Consider the following 21,363-nt stretch of genomic DNA (forward strand, 5'->3'; position numbering starts at 1 on the left):
TCGGCTCCGACGAAGTCCGCGCTTGGGGCGCAGTCGATCCTCGCCATCGAAACTGGCCGGTCGTCTACGTCATGAACAACGACAAGCAGGTCTACGTCGGCGAGTCCCTCAACGTCGAGGGGCGGATGCGTCAGCATTTGGAGTCGAGGGAGAAGCAGCGCCTCAAGTCGGTGCGGGTCGTTCTCGACGACACATTCAATAAGTCGGCATGCCTCGACTTGGAATCCTTCTTGATCCGCATGTTCCACGGCGACGGTCGTCTTCAGGTGCTCAATCTCAACGCTGGCATCACCGATGCCGAGTACTACGACCGAGAGACGTACAACAAGACGTTCCGGCAGATCTTCGACGAACTCCGAACTCACGAAGAGATGTTCCAGCGGACTGTTCCGCAGATCGTCAACAGCGATCTCTTCAAGCTGTCGCCGTTCAAAGCACTCAATCATGACCAGGCGATCGCGGTCGACGACATCCTCGAAGGATTCTTCGATGACCTCGCGACTGGCGTCAGCAATACCGTCGTGGTCGAGGGCAACCCGGGAACCGGCAAGACAGTGGTCGCAATCTACATGCTAAAGCTCCTTGAGGACATCCGGCATCACGATCCCGAAGAGCCTTTGGACATCGACTCGATCTTCAGCGACTATTTCACACCGGAGCATGCCGAACTACTCAATACACTGCGTTTTGCGATGGTCGTTCCTCAGCAGTCGCTGCGCGACTCGATTGCCAAAGTATTCAAGCTCACGCCGGGGCTTCACAAGAACCAGGTGTTGACGCCGTTCCAGGTCGGAGAAAGTCGGGAGCAATTCGACCTCCTCATCGTCGACGAGGCTCACCGCCTCAATCACCGCGCCAACCAAGCCTCTGGGCCGCTGAACAAGAAGTTCCGAGAGATTAACGAGCGCCTGTTCGGTTGGGACGATCCGCAGCTCACTCAGCTCGATTGGATTCGCAAACAAAGTCGGCACTCCATACTCATGTTGGACGTCGGCCAAACCGTGCGCCCCGCAGATCTCCCTGTCGCTATGACCAAGCAGCTGGCAGTCGAGGCTAGAGCGGCCGGACGACACTACCCTCTGCAAACACAGATGCGTATCGCTACTGACAAGGATTACGTCGATATATCCGAGCGCTTCTCAGCGATAACCCACCATCAGCTCCAGTGGACTTTGGGGACTACGACCTCAGACTCTTCACAGACCTCGGCGAGATGCGCGAAGAGCTGCGCAAACGAGAAGAGGAATACGGCCTCTCGAGATTGGTAGCGGGATATGCGTGGCCATGGCTCAGCAAGAGCAGCCCGCAAGCCTACGACATCGAGATCGATGATCAACGGATGCGATGGAACTCGACCATCACCGATTGGATCAATTCGCCGCAGTCCGTCGACGAGGTCGGTTCAATCCACACGGTTCAGGGATACGACCTCAACTATGCCGGGGTCATCATCGGCAATGACCTGCAGTTCGATCCAGCGACACAGAAACTCTTGTTCAATCGCGCCAGCTACTACGACAAGAAAGGTCAAGAGAATAACCCGAAGCTCGGGATCACCTACTCCGACGATGACCTACTCGGGTACGTGAAGAACGTCTACAGCGTACTACTCACTCGCGGAATTCGAGGTACATACCTCTATGTAAACGACCAACCTTTAAAGCAATACTTCGAAGAAGTACTCCACTTACACGATGTCAATCTTAAATGTAGCTAGCCATTGAAAATACTCGAAACTCTTTGACAATACGCTTCTTCGGATGGCTCACCTCACTCAAGCCAGGTAGAACCGACGAGGAGAATCGCTGAAACATCTTCCGGCTCAGCAGCGAAATTTCAACTTATCACCCGATACGGTTCACACGATAACCGGCGAACTACGCCGTATGAATATAATGGAGATCTGGCGCCGAGGACACCATCGTAAAACATGAGAAGATAAGCACAGAAATTTTGGAGAATGAACGAACAACAAAGAATCTACATAACCAGAAAACGAAACTGGGCGGTCTCGCGTGGTCCAAATCGCCCGAGTGAATTTTAAGCATAGAGGAAACAAATGTCCACCACCGTTGTACTAGGTGCAGGCTTTTCAATTGCCGCCTGTCGCGAATTCGTTACAACGAACGAATTGGGAGAACGAATCGAAAACTCGTCAAACAGAAAGCGATCTTGGTCAGTTTCATCGAATTCACGCGACAACAACAGTTTCGAAGCGGTGTTATCGCGACTTGCAGAACCCCAGCCCGATCTGACTGACTCGCAAAATCTCGTCAATTCTGCAATGTTCTTAAATCTTACCGAAAAAATACGAGAAGTTATCATTGATTGTCAACGCAAATCAATGAACAGCCTCGCGCCGTGGTGGTTCGATCGATTTGTCGGACACCTCCACTCAAATGCGTCTACGGCTATAACGTTCAATTACGACACACTCATAGAAAATGCGTTGGCGCGAAAACCGTACTTTGACAACTCCTTCAATAGAGCCACCCCGGAAGCCGCGCTGAAATATATGCCGATGAACGCTGAAACTCCACAGCGAGAAATAACTTCAGAAGAAGCTCCATCTGTCACCTTAAGACTAATCAAGCTCCACGGGTCAGTCGACACTTTCTGGGTTAATGGGGATAGCTCTGGGTCAACCATCCGAAGATGGCCACGAGGAACCTGGAACGATCGAACCCAATATCTAGATGACCCCGCGCTTCCCCAACTACTTCCCGGCAGATCACCGTTTATCGTGCCACCTGCCGCCGCTAAAACCGCGTATTACCGAAATCCGCTACTGCGTCAGCTCTGGCAGGACGCACGCGCTGCGCTTTACGCAGACCGAGTTTCACTCGTTGGGTACAGCATACCCCTGACAGATCTGGTCTCATCAAGCATGCTGGGTGAAGTATTACGAAGCACACGTTCGCAGATTGACGTGGTCAATATTGATACTGAAGGCCCAGCTAAAACGCTTGCTGAACTTGGCATCAATCCGCGGCGAATTTCAAAATTCACTAGTATTGAAGATTACGTCGAGGATATCGACAAGCCGAAGAGATTGGGGTTTGCAAAGAGACAAGATCAACGTGAAAGATGGCATAATTTTGACTATATTAAATCGCTACCGATTGCTATCGGGTCAAGGGGAATTCCCGAATTGTCCATAGACAGCTACTCATACGACTATCAAACAGGCTCCTATGATCTAAAAATCTCGAGAAAAAAGCTTGATGCCACTAATTGCAACTATCAGAAACCGACTCAACTATGCCTGGAAACTCTCCGCGCGAAAGATACAGCTATTCCAGATATTCGACTGCGGGCCGTGTTTCCAGATGGGCAGAAGGCGTCCATTCCTTGGGCTAGTGTATATTTCTCCTCACCGGAGAGCTGCGATTGGTTGGTATTGAAACCATCAGCGATACCTTTCTATCTCCTATTATAGATCGGGCATACTCGCTAAGGACTTACCGCCTGCTGCCGGGTCGAAGAGCTAGCCAAATAAGTCAAGTTTCGCAATAAAATTAAGCCGAAACGGTTATCGCAAGGCATTCTTGTAAAAACTCTAAGCGCGTCAATGAATAAAATTTCCACCCATCAATATTGGCCAATAGGCCTCGCCAAGTACACGTAACACGGCTCATGGTAATTGAGAATATAGGACCGGTCTAAAACCGCCGGGCTCGAGGGGACGCCTGTCAACTTAGAGGTTGCGCAGATGAAGAGTCATCACCAGACATACTGCTTGACAGGCTTCGAATCCCACCGGTATCGGATCCATAACTCCATCAACAACCGTTTGTCGACGATGATCGCATTCGCCAACCGCACCCACGCCTCCTGAACAGTCTCCTGTCCCTCCAGTACAACTCGCATCAGACCAAACGCCTGCGTGTGCCACGCATTCGCCCGCTCGAGCTTTCAACGCCTCGTGCGATTAATCGCGATGATTGCTCCCTTCAGCGAGATCTTCCATTCACACCACAGACGGCCCAGTAGGTGCCGAGTCGCACGTGAGTCGTATCTGGCATCGAGGTCAAGCCGGATGTGATTGGGCAGTCGGAACCCGACTCGTTTGAGCCATGTCAGAGTCGGTTCCAACAACATTGAGTCGTGTCGGTTGGCCCGCCCAAGATACAACTGATCGGAATGCCGTGTCCCTCAGTGTGCAAAGATCGCTTATGTCCCGCTTTCGCCGGATCTGTCGGGTTGTGTCCTACACTTACCACGGCTTGTAGCATGCCGAGCAGTCTGTTCGCATGTCGAAGACAGACCCGCGAGCAAGGCCGATCTTCCACCACACCAGGGATGCTATTGAGGCACAATTGACGACTACGTTCGCAACGTTGGCCGTGTCGAAGTTCACGCAAGTCGCGACTGGAGCGTCGTTGAAGAAGATGGTCACTATTCTGCGGCAGTTACGGAAGTTCACTGGACGGGTCGGTAAAAAGGACACCGCTTTCAAACCCGAGGTCAACGGGGAAGTGAAAGAAATCGCGGGTGAGCTACTGTCCGACCGGTTTGCGGGGCACCTAAGTTGTGGAACCTAGGAGACGACTACACCCTTGATCGCCGAGAGCCACTTGACCACGCCGACATGTTTGAACGTCTATCCGCTTATTGACACGTTGCAGTCAGCGTTCAGAAATCTGCACTCTCGACTACACGCGTCTCGAGAACGGCCATCCGAAATACAAACGCTGATTCAAGAAAACCAGTTATATCATTTACTTCCATTGACTACTTCAGGAAGCACAGCCGGCAAATTGAGAATCTTTTCCTGAAGCAGATCTGCAACTTCACTCAAACTGCGATGCGAAAGGTCAATATGGCCAACCGTCTTCGGCAATCCAACGATATCAGGTCGCCGGTCCCCCACTATTAACGGTAACAAATAATCTTCGGTTCGCTTCGCGGCAGCGGATTTACCAATTTCGAACTCGAACGCAGCCCAGTCTCGTTCAGGGTAATCTGGAGACAAGCAGACGATCATGAATTGAGCATCCTGACTGTATACTTTTGCCAACTCGGTCCGTAAGTCTTTTCCCCATAAAGTAGCTTGCTGATCAAAGTCGTAAAAGACTTCTAATCCTCGTTCTTCAAAAACACTGACTAGATCAGCTACCACCGCTCGATCAGTACCAGCAAACGAGACTGCCACATCAAATTCGTAACCGAGTCGCCTGATGTTCACCTGTGAACGCACTCGCGAGAAATCCAGATGATCAAGATAGAATCTAAAAACTGGATCATCAATTGTCAGCGTCCCATTCTCATACAGTAGGATATCCGACAACGAGTTTTCCTCGATTACCGTCGGCAACGCCTTCAGCGCGCGGTAAAATGAATTACGTTGACGGCTTTTCTGGCGAGCATCCTCACTGCCAATTATCTTATGATAAAGTTCATCCCTTGAAATCTGGTCTTTGCCGCTTTTAGCGACTTGCTCGACAATAGAATAGTACGTGTCATGCACCGATCTAGCTTGTCTTCGACCTCGCGCAAGACTAACAATTTTGTTTAGGTAACGAGCATCGTATTGTTGAACGACTGAAGACCGAATTAATGGTAAATTTACGTCCAGAGAGACTGTTTCACCAGGGACAGTTTCAAGTACGTCCGCCTGGACGCACGTGATTCTGCATATTGCCTGGAAGATTGAAGGGGATCCTTGTGCCGCCGTTATTGCCAAATCTTTGCTTTTTGTGTCGAATTTGACATTCAATGCCTCTTCGCCTTTTGAAATTAGCTTTTGCATAAATTCATTGGACTGCTTGCCAATGTGCCACGAGTCGTTTCGAATTGCGAGTTCGGAGTCTTGACCGAGTATCGCCTCGCTGGTCTTTGCGATGCCTATCATGAACAGGCGAATTCCTTGCTCGTGCCAAAGCTTCAGGTATCTAGCCAACTCTGTTCGAGCAGCTAATGATAGGTGATGAACATCGTCGATCATCACAATCTCGTAAAGCTTGAGCCATGGTTCTATCTCTTCGGCTGTCGGCCCAACATCAAACTCGTTCCCGAAAACTTCGAGAATGCTGGAGGCATGAACGTAGCTACGGCCGCTAAACGCATGTACTCGAGCTGCCCCCATACCGAGGGACGCCAGTGTTCGGTTGGCAACCGTCGACTTTCCGCTACCAGATGGCCCGACTAACGTTACGTGTTTTTCCTTGAGTGGCAAGGGAACCCTTCAATTGCTGGGCCTCCGCCGGCGGAACGTAAGTAACCTCCGGGAGGCCTGCTTCATTAAATACTTGACCAAGTTTATAGTTCATTGCTCAAGGTCCTCCACAGTGTTTACGCCTCGAAAACTAAAAGTCTATCTGCAGTTCGCTCTGACTATAACAGATAGGAGGTATTCGTGACTATCTAAGTTGTCTACCCCACCGAGTCCCACGCCATCCGCTGCCTCAGCGCCGGCGCCAGCACCAGCGCCGCGAGCGCACTGCCGGCCAGAAGCACCCACGCCCCGAAGTACGTGAAGAGATTGAGCTCCGGCGCCAACTGGGGTCCGAAATCGGCGGCCATGAGGATCACTCCGCCGAGGATGAGCGCCGTCGAGACGATCACCTGGATGAACTGCTCGACCGTGGACTTGAGCAGGTTCTTGATCATCGAGATGTTCAACCCGCTCGTGCCGACATCCAGAGTGCCGTCCTGCAGGTGTCCGGCGATGCGGGCGACCTGTGCCGGCAGCTCCGCCATCTGCGGCAGCGTCGCCGCGAAGTAGAGGGTGATCTCCTGCCGGTCGATGCCCAGACCCCCGACCTGCCGGAGCAGGTCCTTCCCGTTCTGCGTCACCAGGGTATGCAGGTTGAGCCGCAAGTCAGGCTATTGGTGACGGGTTTCCCGCTTTCCGAAAGGCGGACCTCTCTCTATATCGAGAGATCGCCGGCTCAGGCCGCCGGGTTAGCTTTACCCCACATCCACAGCATCACGTCGAACACACGGAGAGTCGACAGGTCCGGCCGACCGATCTCAGTCCGCAGCAGGGTCGCGCGTTCCTCGAGGTAATCGCCTTCAGCGTTGAACGCCTCCCACCACAACCGCCACGAGTCGCCTCGCTCCAGTCCGATTACGCGTTTCACTACTGAATCCTCGATCGGAATGAGCGCCGGTCGTTTACGAGCCATGATCTTGCTGGTTGTCGTCGGCCCGACTCCCCACCGGCGTTGACCTGGCAGATTGCGTCGAAGCAGGTCCCACAACTCCAGTGCCTTCGACTCAGGCCCCAAATGCCGCTCGAACTGTGCTTCGGAGAGAGATCCAATGCCTACGTTCGGGATCTGGTCGAGCAATCCGGTGAACGCCACTGCCTCTTGTCCAAGGATGGCGATTCCAGCCTTCGCCGGGACGTTGACACTCAGGGTCGAGACTGAATACAAGTCTGCTGCGGTGATGACGTTCTCTTTTCCCGGTTCGGCACCGATCGACTCGAAATGCGCCCCGGTGTAAGAATCTTCTGCGTAGTATTCCCTGAGCAGATCTGCAGCTTCAGCTTCGGTGATTCCGTGCACCGCGTCGAGGATTCCCATTCCGTCCACCTGTCATGATCATTGTCGAATACTACCGTCGTGGCCAATCGATACTCTACCGATGATGTGACTCGCTGCGTGCTGTCACTCGCTGGGAAGGAAGTATGGAGTTGGGTCAAGAGTTACCTCGGAAACCATTTGCTCACCGTCGACGAGGTCACTGAGTATACGAGTGCCAGCTCTTGCAATGGCTTCCTGAGCAGCAATCAACATCAACGGGAGGTCCTTCTCAATATCAGACAGGTGAGCTTCGCGCTTTCGGACCTTGATTCCGGTGTATTTGCCGTTGTGATTGGGGCCGATCCGTGTCGCTTCGGCAGGATATGGTAACGCGTCCTGCTCTGTGTCGTTCGCAGGCAACCCTTCGGAGATGGTCAGAAGCTCAGTTACGAGCTCGTTGGATCGAACTGCGCGCTCGAACGCTCGTCGCATGTAGAGCTGGGTGAGCGCGTCCAACGCATCAATGAAGCCCTTCTCAATAGGAGTTCCCGCGTCCGCTTCCAGGACGTCGAAGTAGTGGTCCGCCAATTGGTGAAAGACGGGAACGAGTCGCTCGCGTTTGTACTGCATCGACCGACGGAAGTAGTTCTCTCTCTGTTCGAGATCTGTGAGGTCGAGCTCAACGGCATCAAGGTCGTCAGCGACTGTTGAAATTGCGGGGGACATGCGCTCTACCGCGTCACGAACAGATCTGAGGTGCTCCAATTCGTCGAGCGCGCGTGCATCGTCCATGAGCTCTCGGTGGAGATTTGATGCCACCAGGCGCACCCTGTCTACGTTCACTGATCCTCCGATCGTCGATGGCATCGCACTCGCTTCGCCAGCTGTTCGATCACGACCCTAGACCGCGGTCCTGACACGAGATTCCTCAGCGGAACGGAAGTTCTCGTCTGAAGCCCTGATCGACACACGTCGAACCGCTTCTCGCATACAACGAGAGGAATGCTTGGACCGGCAGGAACAATGCGCGCGCTCTAAGGATGAGCCGTGTCCCTCGTCGCCGATGGCGGACGCTCCATCAGTGCTCTGAGTTCTGCTCGGCGTTCGACCCGTGCGAGTCGCTTCTTTTGCCACTCCTCGATCGCTGCGATCACTGTCGTTCGGAAGGTGTCCATGCCCTTGTCGATGTCGACGAATCGCACTTCTCGGTCGTTGACCCGCACTCCGTAAACTCCGGTTTGCGTTTCGTCTCGCAGCACGGTCACATTTCCGCTGTCTGACGAGAACGGTGTTGCCTCACGCAGATCATTGAGTTCCAGCTGATTTGAGAAGTGCGTCAACAGGTGCGCTACGTTGTTGTTCTTATTCATGAGCCCCCCGTGGGCGTCGGCGAACCGGGCAATGATCGCGTTTCCAGCTGCCGAACACGTAGTGCCGAGGTCGCCCGCGGGAGTCGACTCGGCGAACGTCGCAAGGCGCTCGACCTCCCCTTCTGCAAGTTCGAGAAAGACAGATTCCAACTCGACTGCTGTTTCCCACACCAGATATCTGAGTTCGTTCAGACGCTCCTGCCCGGCAGCCTCAGCGTGGGCACTCGAGCAAGTACCACCGCATACGTGAACATCTTCGAGGTCCATCTGCCGCAAGGCAGGCATCTGGGCGGCCAACAAGCGCTCTTCGGACTTCAGCCGTTTAATGTAGGTTCTCAACCTATCAGCTCTATCAAACAACGACTTCTCAGCCATAGGTTCACCCCTCCTCGTTCTTACACAAATTCCGACGGATTGGCATAACTATTCAACTATCCGGCGTGCAGTCATTAGTCATGTCTCCATCAGGACTCTCGTCAGAGTTGACTGTGTAAGGCCGAATCGACTCTTGATACAAATATTCTTGGTCTTCGTCGATTGAAAAGATCTCCCGCTCCATAGCGTGCGCACTTCGAGACAAAGACATTTCTTCGACGAGTTCCTTCGATTCCTGGGCAATCCTCGTGATGAACTCCGTGTTGATCACCTTCTCATCAGCAGCTTTGATCTCTCGGTCGCCCACACGAATGCCGTTGTTCGGTTTGTCAGGCCCCTCAGAAAGTAGAACTGCACCTATGCCGGTTTGAGGCTGGTGACCCGCATTAGCCTGGACTGGAAAGCTGAGTTCGTCCGAGAATTCCAGAAGCCGCTGCACTGTTGAGTTCTTGATTTCCACTTGTTCTTCATACTGCCTGGCGATCGAATCAAGAAGCGAAGTTACGGCAAACGCGCACTGTTCAGCTAAACTACCAAGCGGAGAATCTTCGTGGATTTCACGCAACCTCTCGAACTCACTGTTCGCGTATTTGAAATAGATGTCTCGGAAGTTCGACACCAGTGAATCGCGAAACGTTTTCATCGAAGTGCGGATCAAATCGCCCTCTGAGGGGTTCACGCTCGAGCTTGCCGGGTTAGACGACTCCACATTGTCATCGGTTCCCCAGGTATGAACGCTGCAGCAACCACTTTCTGGTTCCTCTCGTTCCATCGCGGCGAGTCGATCGTCCACCTCTTTGAGCGCGTGACTGAGTCTCGAAAGCTCGAAAAAATAGTCACTGCCATCCGCGCGCATATCGGCTCCCTCATCACGCTGACATCCGGGTACTCGGGTGTGTCAACTTGAGGCTAACGTCCGCCCATGACACATGGATCTTCTTCGGGGCGAACCTGACGTGCTTCATTGAGGTAGATAGCCAGGAGCTCGTCGGCGTTATTGCAGGTCAGCAGGCAGCAAGATAGAAAGTTGGGGATTAGTCGAGTCCCCAATATGAGTGAACGAGCCGACGACTGAAAAATAGTCCCATCATGTCCGGGGCATCCGCGGTCCAGATCGTGGCGAGACACCACGGCAAGCTCACCGTCATCAATCAACTAGGACTACTGCATTTCCACACTCACCACGTCTCACCGCGCGTAGCCAGGCATGCTCAGCTCAGTCCGCTCCGGGTTCTGGAGCACCCATGACACTGCTGTTTCAGTGAGCACGTCGACGGCCGCCGGGTCGCATCGACCGCCGCTGACCTCTTTGATCGCCCAGTCCGCATCCCGCAGAGCCTGCCCTTTCAGCGGCACACCGGTGCGCACATATTGCGCGTACGCCTCCACCATGGCGTCAAAGTCGTCGTCCCAGTTCGCTCCGCCGTTGTTGAGCAACTCGTAGCCGACGCGACCCGCGATGCGAATGACTTCGCCCTGCACGCTCTCGGCTGGACCGTTCCCCGGCACAAGCATGTCCCAGAGCTCCGAGAACTGCTTCTTCCACCCGATCGCTGTCACAGTGATCCGCTCACCCCCGGCGAGCGAGCGCGGGCGCGAGGGCTGCTCGATGTCGAACATTTCTAGTAGCCCGATCATCGCATCAACAGTCTCAGACCGCGCGTTGCCGGCAGCTTCGAAGCGGCGAAGTTCCTTCATCGCTTTCGACAGGTAGGGGCGCGCGTCCTCGCTCAGTTCTCCTCCGCGGTCGACGAGGAGCTCGACCACCGGCAGACCCTGTTCGACCTTGAAGGCTTCGCAGCGAATGGCCGCAAGGTCGAGGGCGGTCCACCCCATGCTGTCCTCTTCGTCTAACGCCGAACTTGCGCCGGCGTCGAGGAGAAGTCTGACGATGTCAAGGCGGTGTTTCTCGCGCTGCGGCCAACGGGGTGTGCTTGCTTCCTGAGCGGATCGGATCGGCACCCCGTTCCACCAGTTCACGGACGACCTCGACGTCCCCGGCTCGAGCGCGTGTGACCAGCGGCGAATTCCCGAAGCGGCTTTCTGCCTCGATATCGGCTCCCTGATCCAGCAGCCAGCGCACGCCGTCAACGTCCACGGTGCTGAAGGCGAGCGCCGTCTGCTTGTCATACCCACCACGGGCATCGACTGACCGTCGGTCGAAGATCTCCTGCAGCTCATTGAGCGTGTACGGTTCCCCGAACTCGCGGAAGTCCTTCGGCAAGGTCACGAGCTTCTTCGCCATGGCTCTCCTTCATCCGCCGTGCGGTGCAGCTGCACCCGACTGTCCCAGGCTATCCGGTGCCTCAATGCCGGAGCCAGGACTAATGCGGCAATGACTCCGCCATCCAACAGCTCCCATGCCCCGGCGCACATGAAGAGCTTGAACTCCGGGGCCGGTCGCCCTACCCCGCCGACCTGTCCGCAACCCACCCGCGCACCTGGTCCTCGAGCACTGTGAGCGGCACGCTGCCCAGGCTGAGGACGAAGTCGTGGAAGTCCCGGATGGAGAACGACTCCCCCAGCGCGTCCTCGGCCTCGGCGCGCAACTTCTCGATCGTCAGCTGCCCCAGATAGTAGGCGGTGGCCTGTCCGGGCCACGAGATGTAGCGGTCGATCTCGGTGACGATCTCGTGCTCGGCGATCGCCGTGTTGGCCCGCAGGAAGTCCTGCGCCTGTTCGCGACTCCACCCCAGCGCATGCATGCCGGGGTCGACGACGAGGCGCACCGCCCGCCACATCTGGAACGACAGCATCCCGAGGCGCTCATACGGCGTTTCGTACATCCCCATCTCATCGCCGAGACGCTCACAGTAGAGCCCCCACCCCTCCCCGAACGCAGAGATGTAGAGCTTGCGGAACTCCGGAAGATCGAGCTCCTCGGCCAGCGACAGCTGGAACGAATGCCCCGGTGCCGATTCGTGGAGCGTGAGCGCCGGCAGCGAATAGAGCGGCCGCGCAGGCAGGTTGTACGTGTTGACCAAGTACCGGTCCGGTGCTCCCCGACCGAACGTGTCGAACGGCGCGATCTCGCTCGGCGTCTCCATGATCGCGAAACGCTGCCGGGGCAGACGCCCGAAGTACCGGTGCACGACCCGGTCGAAGGCCTTGCACGTATAGGCCGCCTCGGCGAGCAGCTGCCGCGGAGTCGTCGCATAGAACTGCGGATCGGTGCGCATCTGCTCGAACAGTCCCGGCAGATCACCGGCATACCCGACCTCGGCCGCGATCTCCTCCATCTCCGCACGGATCTTCCTCACCTCGGACTGCCCGAGGTCGAAGATCTCCTCCGGAGTGAGATCCGTCGTCGCATACTCCCTGATCTGCGACCGATAGAACTCGAGACCCCCGGGCTGATCGGCGGCCGCGATCGACTCCGGCAGATGCGGCAGATACTCCTCGGTGAGAAACGCCAGCAGCTCCCGATAAGCCGGCACCACCTCGGCGCCGAGCACCCGGACCGCTTCCTCCCGCAGACCGTCGCGAACGTCGACCGGCATCACCGACGGCAGCCGATCGAACGGCCCGAAGAACGCGAGCTCGGTGATATCAGCCGCCTCGGCGACGGCCCTGACCGGTTCCTCCCGCCCGACCATGCTCACCCGCGCCGGACCGAAGCCCCGGGCGACACCCGCCCGCATATTCTCGATCTGCTGGGCGAAGTGCCGCGGAATGTCCCGCAGCATGCTCAGATAGTCCCGTGCCGCCTCGGCGTCCTCAAGAACGAGCCGATAGCCGACGAAGGCGAGGTTGCGCCAGAACGCCGAATCCGCCGTCGCCGGACGCTCCCACATCCGATGCCGCTGCGCCTCGACGAGCGCCTCGACCTGCTGGCGGTAGACGAGGAAGTCGACCGTTTCCCCGGCGGAGAGCTGCGCGACATCGATCGCCTCGAGGGCGACGACGGTCTCCTCCCACCTCTCCTGCCGACGCCGCTGCGCCTCCTCACCGACGTCGGGCAGGAAGTCGACGACCGTGGCCATATGCGTGAGCGGACCGAACTCCGCCTCCCGCCACGACCACTCCGCCTCGATGATCTCCGCGAGAACAGCACCCTCTGCTGTCCTCTCCGCTGCCGACTCACTCACGCCGGTCCACTCCCTTCTCATTCCACTGTCCTCGCGCATCCGGCCCGCTCCCGTCGACCCCGCTTAGAACCCTGCCCAGCGCACGGTCGACGGGACACACCGTCACACCGGCTGATTCGACTCCGGCTTCTGCCCACCGAGGGCGGCCCACGCCACGAAATCCTCGATGTCGGCAAGCTGATCGACGCGCACCTGCTGATTGACGTACATCATGTGCCGGCCGGGTAGTAGCGCCGCACGATCTGATCGTGGCCCTCCGCGGAGATCCGCAGATGAGCGAGCACATGCTCCGAAGCGGCGAACGGCGTCGCGGCATCGTGGTACCCGAAGCCGACATGCACCTTGAGATCCGGGTTCATCCGCATGGCCGACGCCAGATCCTCCGCGGTGTTGACGAGCGCGTTCTCGAACTCCTTGAACGACCAGGGATGGACGCGACCGGTGAGCACCTCATAGGTCAGGTCGGTCTCGTACCCGAGCTCGGCACGGAGCAGCTGGTTGATGCCCACGGTGTAGGGGTACTGGATGATCGGGTAGGCCGGATCGTCACCGAGCGTCCCCGCCGAGACCTTCCCCGGATGCGCGGTGAACCGCGCATCGAGGCGCCCGACCCGCAGGTGCTCATCGCGGAGGAGCTCCGCGAAGAACGTGACATCGTCGATCCGCAGGTCAGCGAGCCGCACGAAGTCCTCGCTTACGCCGATGAGTGCGGCCAGCCGCCGCCCGACCTCTGCGCGTTCCGTCTCGCCAAGGCGGTGGCCCCGCTCGAGGGCGCGACTGTAGTCCCCGTAGGCGAACTCGGTGGCCTCGGCGACGACGTCCTCGACGCTGCGGCCAGGATGTTTGCCGTGGTAGTGCGCTGCGGCGGCGAAGGTCGGCAGGAAGTGAGCGTAGGGCGCCTCATTGCCCTCGTTGAAGATCAGCGTGCCGAAGTCGAGGACGGCCGAGATGAGGATGATCCCGTTGAGCGCGATGCCGTGGCGGGTGGCGAGATGGCCGGCCAGGGCCGCCGCCCGCGTCGTCCCGTACGATTCGCCGGCGAGGAACTTCGGTGAGATCCACCGGTTGTTCCGGCTCAGCCACAGTCGGATCACCTCGCCGACGACGTCCCGGTCACCGGTGAAGCTGTGGAAGTCCGCCGGCTTCTCCCCCTCCGCGGTCCGCGAATAGCCGGTGGTCACGGGGTCGATGAAGACGAGATCGGCGTAGGCGAGGGTCGTCTCGAGGTTGTCGACGAGCCCGTAGGGCGGCGGGGTGCGGTCGCCGATGTCGTTGGTCACGACGCGGCGGGGGCCGAAGAGGCCGATGTGCAGCCACGCCGAGGAGGATCCGGGCCCGCCGTTGAAGACGAAGATCACCGGGCGGTCAGCATCCTGACCGCCGTCGTCGGCGACCGCGGTGTAGGAGGTGAGGAAGATCTGCGCCTTGGGTTTGAGGCCTTCGAAGACTCCGTCCTCGACGACCTCGGCGCCGATGACCATCCGTCCCGTCTGCGCCCGGTACTTCAGTGTCCCGGTCGGCAGGGCGAGCTCATGGTCGGTGACGACGAAGTCATCGACCGGGTCCGTCCTCTTAGGTGCGGCATCCGCGGGCTGGGTCTGCGTGGGTGTATCCGTCATCATGTCCTTTCGCCGAGGCGGTCAGTGGGTGCGTGAGATCGTGGGCACGGCGGCGAGCAGTGCCTTCGTGTAGTCGTGCTGGGGTGCGTCGAAGATCTGGTCCCGGGCGCCCTGTTCGACGATGCGACCGGCCTTCATCACCGCGACCTGGTGGGCGATCTGCCGGACGACGGCGAGATCGTGGGCGATGAAGATGTAGGAGAGGTCCCGTTCTCTCTGCAGGTCGGCGAGGAGGTCGAGCACCTGTGCCTGGACCGAGACGTCGAGGGCCGAGACCGCCTCGTCGCAGATGACGAGCTTCGGGTCGACGACGAGGGCCCGGGCGATGCCGATGCGCTGTGCCTGTCCCCCGGAGAACTGCCTGGGGTAGCGACGGGCGTGGTCCGGGTTGAGTCCGACGCGCTCCATGGCGGCCCTGACGAGCTGCCGGTAGCCGCCGGCGACGCGGCGCTTCTGGTAGCGCAGGGGTGCGGAGATCAACTCCTCGACGGTGTGGCGCGGATTGAGCGAGGAGTAGGGGTCCTGGAACACCACTTGGACTCCGCTGCGGAAGTCCCGCAGCGCTGCCCCCGAGCGGTCGGTGACCTCGACTCCGTCGAACTCCATTGTCCCCGAGGTGGGGTCGATGAGCCGGGCGATCATTCGGGCGGTCGTCGACTTGCCGGAGCCGGACTCGCCGACGATGCCGAGGGTCTCGCGCCGGTGGACGCGGAATGAGACATCATCGACGGCGGTGACTTTCTGCCGGCGTCCGGTGCGGAACTCCTTGCGCAGATTCGTCGCCGCGAGCAGCGGGGTGGTCGTCGGGGTCATGTCTGAGTCCTCTCTGCGCCGGTGAGGATCGGCTCGGGCAGGTCGATGGCGTCGTCGAGGCGCGGGGTCGCTGCGAGCAGCGCGCGCGTGTACTCATGGGACGGTGCGGCGAAGACCTCGGCGGCGGTGCCCTGTTCGACGGTGACGCCGGCGCGCATGACGGTCACGTGATCGGCGATCTGACTGACGACGGCGAGGTCGTGGGTGATGAAGAGCATCGCGGCACGGGTCGTCTCCTGCACCTCGGCGAGGAGATCGAGGATCTGCGCCTGCACGGTCACGTCGAGGGCCGTCGTCGGTTCGTCGGCGATGATGAGCTCGGGTTCGCACACGAGCGCCATCGCGATCATCACCCGCTGACGCATCCCCCCGGAGAACTGATGGGGGTAGTGGCTGACGCGGTTGCCCGCGTCAGGGATGCTCACCCGGTCCATCGCCTCGGCGGCCTTGACCATCGCTGCCGCCTTCGACCCGCCCTTGTGGGTCCGGTACGCCTCGGCGATCTGGAAGCCGACCGTGTAATAGGGGTTGAGGGAGGACAGCGGATCCTGGAAGATCATCGCGATCCGATCCCCGCGGAGGCGGCGCAGGGACGCCTCCGACCGGTCGAGCAGCTCGTCACCGCGGAAGCGCACCGACCCCGAGGTGGTCGCCTCCTTCGGCAGGAGTCCCATGATCGCCAGCGACGTCATCGACTTGCCCGATCCGGACTCGCCGACGAGTCCCATCGTCTGCCCGCGCTCGATCGTGAACGAGGACCCGTCGACGACGGTGCCGAGCGGGAAGTCGATGCGTAGGTCGGTCACCGACAGCACCGGGCCGTCCGGATCAGCGGCAGGGGGCAGGGCGGTCATGCGGCACTCACTCTCACTCGGGGGTCGAGGACCCGGTACAGCAGATCGACGACGAGGTTGGCGATGATCACCGCGAAGGCGGCGAGCAGCGTCACGCCCATGATCACCGGCTGGTCGTTGACGGCCAGGGCGTCGTAGGCGTACCGACCGACGCCGTTGAGACCGAAGACGGTCTCGATGATGAGCGAGCCGCCGAGCAGGGTCGCGAAGTCGACCCCGAGGAGGGTGACGATCGGGGTGAGCGACGGACGCAGGCCGTGGCGGGTGAGCACGGTCGCAGGCCGCAGGCCCTTGGCCCGGGCGGTGCGCATGAAGTTCTCACCGAGGGTGTCGATGACGTTGGTGCGCGTCAGCCGCGCATACATCGCCGCGTACATCAGGGCGAGCACCATCCACGGCATGAGGTAGGCCTGGAACCACTGGACGGGGTTCTCGGTGAACGGCACGACCGAGGGGAACGGCAGCCACTGGAGCTCGACGACGAGGAGGTATTGGAGGACGAGGGCGACGAAGTAGCTCGGCAGCGACAGGCCGGCCAGGGCGAGCACCATCGCGCCTTTGTCCCACCACGTGCCCTCCTTGACCGCGCTGATCACTCCGGCGGCGACACCGGTGAGCAGCCACAGGACGGCCGCACCGGCGGCGACGGTCACCGAGACCGGCAGACGGTCGAGGATCCCCTGCAGCACATCCTGGTTGGACTGGAAGGAGTAGCCGATGCACGGGGCATCGCAGTGGATGACGGAGGCGCCGGTGCCGTAGTCGCGGCCGACGACGAGCCCGGCGAGGAACGTGAGGAACTGGGTCAGGAACGGTTCGTTGAGGCCGAGCTGGTTGCGGATCGCCTCGATCCGGTCCGGGGTGCAGGTCTGGCCGCAGATGCTCGCGGCCGGATCCGGCGAGAGCTGGAAGAAGATGAGGAACGTGAAGAAGACGACGCAGAGCATGACGATCACGGCCGCCACCAGTCGCTTGGCTATGTAGGAGATCATCGCAGGCCACCCGCCCAAATCTTCTGAAGGTTGTCACCGAGCACCGTGAAGGAGAGCACGGTGAGGAAGAGGAACATGCCGGGGATGACGAAGAACATCGGGGCCGTCGAGTACCACGGCACCGCGGCGGAGATCATCTGCCCCCACGACGGGTCGGGCGGAGTGACCCCGACACCGAGGAAGGACAGTCCCGCCTCGGTGGCATGAACATCGGCACGGCCAGGGTCGCCATGACGATGATCGTGCCCGACAGGTTGGGCAGGACCTCCCGGAACACCAGGGGCGCCCAGCCGGCCCCGGACGTCTTCGCCGCCTCGATGAACTCCCGGTTCTTCAGCGCCAGTGTCTGTCCGCGGATGACTCGCGCGGTGCCCGGCCACGAGAACAGGCTGAGCACGATGACGAGCAGCAGCGGACGGTTGCCCTGCGGCAGCGCCGAGAGGATCGCGATCATGAAGATCAGGGCGGGAAACGCCATGAGGAAGTCCATGAGGCGGGAGATGACGGCATCGACGATGCCCCCGAGGAAGCCGGCGAGGACACCCATGACGACGCCGATGAGGATCGTGATCGCTGCCGCGCCGATGCCGATGAGCATCGAGATCCGGGCCCCGTAGGCGATCCGGGCGAAGATGTCGCGCCCCGTCTGGGGTTCGACCCCGAACCAATGGTCAGCGCTGATGCCCCCGAACGGTCCGCGCGGGACCCCGCCGAGCGCCGGATCGACCGCGGACTCGTCGTATTCGAACGGGCTGTAGCCGGAGAGCTGCGTGATGAACGGCGCGAAGACGGCGAGCACGACGATGATGCCGAGGAAGCCGAGGGAGAGGATGACCGATGGGCGGCGGAGGATCCGGCGCAGCGCCTGGCGCTCCGGGGAGAACGTCTCCCCCGGGCCGGGCTGCCCGAACTCCTGTGCGGTGGTCGATGGCGATGTGGTCACGGCGCGATCATCCTTCCGGGTCGAGCAGACCCAGCTGCGCGTAGTCGATCGACCCGGTCCGCGGCGGGCTGGCGAAGGCACCGCCGACGTTGGTGCCCACGAGCTGCAGGGGCTGGGGTCGGACGAGCGGGACGACGGGGGCGAGTTCGAGCACGCGCTCGCTGATCGCGGCGTAGGCGGCGTTCTTCTCGTCGATGTCGGGGATGACCGCCGCCTCGTCGATCGCCTCGTTGAGTGCGGGGTCGTCGAGCTGCGACATGTTGGCGTTGCCGGTCTCGGCGATGCGGTCGCCGTCGAAGAGCGGCGCGACCGTCTCACCGGAGAACCATCCGGTCGTGCACCATCCGGCGATCGTCAGCTCGTTCTGCTGGCTCGGGGTGGTGATGACCTCGTAGTAGGTGGCCTGGTCGATGACGTTGAGGGTGACGTCGATGCCGGCCTTCCGCAGCGACTGCTGCAGGGCTTCGGCCTGGGCCTGGCCCATCGGCGATGACCTCACGTCCATGGTGAGTTCGAGGTTCTCGACCCCGGCGTCCTCGAGCATCTGCGCGGCCCGCTCCGGATCGCCCCGGTCCTCGGGTGTGCCGTAGGGATCGGCGTCGCTGAAGTCCGGCATGTTCGGCAGCGACAGGTTGGGCGAGACGTTCGCGAGGTTCGGTCCGCCGCTGGCGTTGACGACACTCGACTTGTCGACGGCCCAGTTGATCGCCTGCCGGACCTGCAGGTCGTCGAACGGCTCCTTGCTCGTGTTCATCACCATGTAGTAGTTGCACGCCGGGATGTTCTGCACGGTCCGCGCGGACAGGTTCGGCTCGCCGATGATCCGCGCGAGACTGGCCGCCCCGGCGGGGTTGGTCGCCGCGGAGACGGCGTTGGAGTCGGCTCCCAGGCCGGACATCAGCCGCTGGTCGATGGTGTTCTGGTCGAGGCTGAGGGTGAACTCGTAGGCGTCGGGATAGGCCGGGCGGATGTCGTCGGTCTCAGGGTTCCAGTTCTCGTTGCGCGCCAGTGTCAGCGTCTCGCCGGGTTCGTAGGCCTCGACGACGTAGGGTCCGGAGGAGATCGGATCGTTCTGGATCTGATCGACGGAGGTGACCTGGTCCTTGGGGAACGGTGTCGCCGGTGCCGTGGCGACGACGTCGGGGAAGTCCGCCATCGGCTCATTCGTCTCGATGGTGATCGTCCGGTCGTCGATGACCCGGATCGAGTCGAGGCCGGCGGGGTCCTGGAACACCCCGGCGTAGTCGGAGGCGCCCTTGACGTAGTTCTGCAGGTATACGAGTCCGATGGCCAGGGACGGATCGAAGGAGCGTTCGAAGCCGAACTTCACATCCTCGGCGGTGATCGGGGTTCCGTCCTCGAACGTCACGCCCTCTTTGAGGGTGAAGGTCCATTCGGTCGCATCCTCGTTCGGCGTGCCCGTGTCCTCGGCCAGATCGCCGACGAGCTCGACCTCCCCGGTCTCCGGGTCGTACTGGTACTGGGTGAGCGTGCGGTAGAGGAGGTTGTAGAGGTTGAGGACGTTGCCGTCGTTGCCCATCGCCGGGTCGAGGTAGGAGAAGTCGACGCCTCCGAGGACCTCGACGACCCCGCCTCTCTGAGGCTGTCCGGTGGTAGTCGCGAATCCGGTCTGCTCATCGATGATCGCCTGCGATGTGCTGTCGGTTCCGGTGCTGCCGGTGGCGCAGGCACTGGCGAACAGCGTGGTCGCCGCCAGTGCGGCGATCGCCACAGCTCGGTTCTTCACTCGTCGTCTCCTTCGACTGTACTGTCGTGGCACAGGGGCTTGATCCGGATGATGGGGCAGACACAACCGGGATTGCAACATATACTGCAATCAGGTCGGTGACGTCAGTCCCCGTGATTCAGAGGGTTTCCTTGACGCTTCACCGAAGGTTCAGCGTCTTGTGTAACCCGAGCCACACTTATCAATATAAGTCAGTGCAACATTTATTGCAAGGGAGTGTCCGATGGGGATCATCGCAACGTGGGTGGACAGCCTGATGGCGCAGCGGAAGCTGTCACCGGGCTCGACCGCCGTGCTCCGGACGATCGCCGATGATCCGGAGACGGCGTCCTACTCGAGCGCGGCGGCGCTGGCCGACGCCGCGGGCGTCAACGTCGCGACCGTCGTGCGCGCGGCTCAGGCGATCGGCTTCTCCGGCTGGTCCGAGCTGTCGACGGAGGTGCGCAATCGCTTCCTGTCGTCGCTCGATGCCGACAAGCACTTCGCCCGCAACGCCGAGGCGGGGGCCGGGCAGCCGTTGAAATCGCTGGTCAAGGATCTGGAGCTCATCGAGATCCTCGCCGAGACGCTGACCGAGGAGGCGATCGACAACGTCGCCGACCTCATCGCCGCCGCGCAGGCGACGACGGTCGTGGCCACCGGCTCGTTCCTGGCCCCGGGTGCCGTGCTCGCCCACAACGGGCAGTCCCTCGGGTACCGGATCACCCTCAGCGACGGCCCGATGACGAGCATGATCAACGACGTCCGCATGCTCCAGCCCGGAGACTGCCTGCTCACCTTCTCGATCTGGAAGACCAGTGCGAGCATCCTCCCGCTGTGCGAGTACGCCAAGTCCCAGGGCATCAGGCTCATCGTCATCGCCGATCAGCGGTCACAGCTCGCCGAGCTCGCCGATGAGCTGATCCTCGTGCCGTCCGAGGGCACCGGGCCCACGGCGTCGGCGACGGGCGCGGTCGTCGTCGCCCAATGCATCATCAGCGCCCTGGCGAACCTCGACCCCGAACGGTCGCGCGCCAACCTCGAGGAGCTGCAGAAGGTGTGGTCCCTCACCGGCGCCGTGGCCAGCGACTGAGGCTGTGGGGCTGAGTCC

Annotated in this window: 18 protein-coding genes and 2 pseudogenes; 4 read left to right on the forward strand and 16 right to left on the reverse strand. The window is 60.1% G+C overall.

Translation table 11 applies throughout. The features are described 5' to 3' along the window. Positions 1–71: 71 nt before the first annotated feature. From AC2W7K_RS09305 to AC2W7K_RS09315, 3 genes and pseudogenes are all read left to right on the forward strand, one after another. Positions 72–1,717: pseudogene (locus tag AC2W7K_RS09305) on the forward strand (DNA/RNA helicase domain-containing protein). Positions 1,718–2,059: 342 nt separating this feature from the next. Next, on the forward strand, positions 2,060–3,439 hold the full coding sequence (locus AC2W7K_RS09310) for a hypothetical protein (protein WP_486006041.1): 1,380 nt from the start codon (positions 2,060–2,062) through the stop codon (positions 3,437–3,439). Between the two features lie 793 nt (positions 3,440–4,232). Continuing rightward, positions 4,233–4,544, forward strand: a pseudogene (locus AC2W7K_RS09315) (IS1634 family transposase); the annotation flags it as partial. 173 nt (positions 4,545–4,717) lie between these two features. On the opposite strand, the gene AC2W7K_RS09320 reads toward AC2W7K_RS09315, so the two are convergent. The 16 genes from AC2W7K_RS09320 to AC2W7K_RS09395 form a co-directional block, all read right to left on the reverse strand. Then, entirely contained in the window at positions 4,718–6,178 is a 1,461-nt protein-coding gene (locus tag AC2W7K_RS09320) for a TIR domain-containing protein (RefSeq protein ID WP_486006042.1), read from the reverse strand. Between the two features lie 197 nt (positions 6,179–6,375). Continuing rightward, positions 6,376–6,798 carry a hypothetical protein gene (locus AC2W7K_RS09325; protein WP_486006043.1) on the reverse strand — a complete coding sequence of 141 codons (423 nt, stop codon included), beginning with the start codon at positions 6,796–6,798 and terminating at the stop codon, positions 6,376–6,378. A 95-nt stretch (positions 6,799–6,893) separates the two neighbouring features. Next, complete coding sequence (locus AC2W7K_RS09330) at positions 6,894–7,532, reverse strand: DUF6308 family protein (protein ID WP_486006044.1); 639 nt, start codon at positions 7,530–7,532, stop codon at positions 6,894–6,896. Between the two features lie 84 nt (positions 7,533–7,616). Beyond that, positions 7,617–8,315 carry a hypothetical protein gene (locus AC2W7K_RS09335; protein WP_486006045.1) on the reverse strand — a complete coding sequence of 233 codons (699 nt, stop codon included), beginning with the start codon at positions 8,313–8,315 and terminating at the stop codon, positions 7,617–7,619. Between the two features lie 191 nt (positions 8,316–8,506). Beyond that, entirely contained in the window at positions 8,507–9,217 is a 711-nt protein-coding gene (locus AC2W7K_RS09340; RefSeq protein WP_486006046.1) for a hypothetical protein, read from the reverse strand. A gap of 52 nt (positions 9,218–9,269) precedes the next feature. Continuing rightward, positions 9,270–10,073, reverse strand: coding sequence for a hypothetical protein (locus AC2W7K_RS09345; protein WP_486006047.1), 804 nt, complete (start codon positions 10,071–10,073; stop codon positions 9,270–9,272). Between the two features lie 332 nt (positions 10,074–10,405). Continuing rightward, a complete protein-coding gene (locus tag AC2W7K_RS09350) occupies positions 10,406–11,053 on the reverse strand; it encodes a hypothetical protein (protein WP_486006048.1) in 648 nt (215 codons plus the stop codon). A gap of 58 nt (positions 11,054–11,111) precedes the next feature. Beyond that, positions 11,112–11,462, reverse strand: coding sequence for an ankyrin repeat domain-containing protein (locus AC2W7K_RS09355; RefSeq protein ID WP_486006049.1), 351 nt, complete (start codon positions 11,460–11,462; stop codon positions 11,112–11,114). A 160-nt stretch (positions 11,463–11,622) separates the two neighbouring features. After that, a complete protein-coding gene (locus AC2W7K_RS09360) occupies positions 11,623–13,326 on the reverse strand; it encodes a DUF885 domain-containing protein (RefSeq protein WP_486006050.1) in 1,704 nt (567 codons plus the stop codon). A gap of 188 nt (positions 13,327–13,514) precedes the next feature. Further along, positions 13,515–14,924: a S10 family peptidase gene (locus tag AC2W7K_RS09365; protein WP_486006051.1), complete on the reverse strand. Its 1,410-nt coding sequence runs from the start codon at positions 14,922–14,924 to the stop codon at positions 13,515–13,517. Between the two features lie 21 nt (positions 14,925–14,945). Continuing rightward, positions 14,946–15,737 carry an ATP-binding cassette domain-containing protein gene (locus AC2W7K_RS09370; RefSeq protein ID WP_486006052.1) on the reverse strand — a complete coding sequence of 264 codons (792 nt, stop codon included), beginning with the start codon at positions 15,735–15,737 and terminating at the stop codon, positions 14,946–14,948. Then, positions 15,734–16,591, reverse strand: a complete 858-nt coding sequence (locus AC2W7K_RS09375) for an ABC transporter ATP-binding protein (RefSeq protein ID WP_486006053.1) — start codon at positions 16,589–16,591, stop codon at positions 15,734–15,736. The genes AC2W7K_RS09370 and AC2W7K_RS09375 overlap by 4 nt, the downstream gene beginning before the upstream one ends. Continuing rightward, positions 16,588–17,583 (reverse strand): ABC transporter permease, encoded by a 996-nt coding sequence (locus tag AC2W7K_RS09380; RefSeq protein ID WP_486006054.1) that lies wholly within the window; start codon positions 17,581–17,583, stop codon positions 16,588–16,590. Before AC2W7K_RS09380 ends, AC2W7K_RS09375 begins: the two co-directional genes overlap by 4 nt. Continuing rightward, positions 17,580–17,720, reverse strand: coding sequence for a hypothetical protein (locus AC2W7K_RS09385; protein ID WP_486006055.1), 141 nt, complete (start codon positions 17,718–17,720; stop codon positions 17,580–17,582). The genes AC2W7K_RS09380 and AC2W7K_RS09385 overlap by 4 nt, the downstream gene beginning before the upstream one ends. Beyond that, a complete protein-coding gene (locus AC2W7K_RS09390) occupies positions 17,717–18,526 on the reverse strand; it encodes an ABC transporter permease (RefSeq protein WP_486006056.1) in 810 nt (269 codons plus the stop codon). Before AC2W7K_RS09390 ends, AC2W7K_RS09385 begins: the two co-directional genes overlap by 4 nt. 7 nt (positions 18,527–18,533) lie before the next feature. Then, complete coding sequence (locus AC2W7K_RS09395; protein WP_486006057.1) at positions 18,534–20,273, reverse strand: ABC transporter substrate-binding protein; 1,740 nt, start codon at positions 20,271–20,273, stop codon at positions 18,534–18,536. A 223-nt stretch (positions 20,274–20,496) separates the two neighbouring features. On the opposite strand from AC2W7K_RS09395, the gene AC2W7K_RS09400 reads away from it, so the two are divergent. Next, positions 20,497–21,345, forward strand: a complete 849-nt coding sequence (locus tag AC2W7K_RS09400) for a MurR/RpiR family transcriptional regulator (protein ID WP_486006058.1) — start codon at positions 20,497–20,499, stop codon at positions 21,343–21,345. Positions 21,346–21,363 lie beyond the last annotated feature (18 nt).

Source organism: Brevibacterium sp. LAARM2_SD2, from assembly GCF_057364785.1.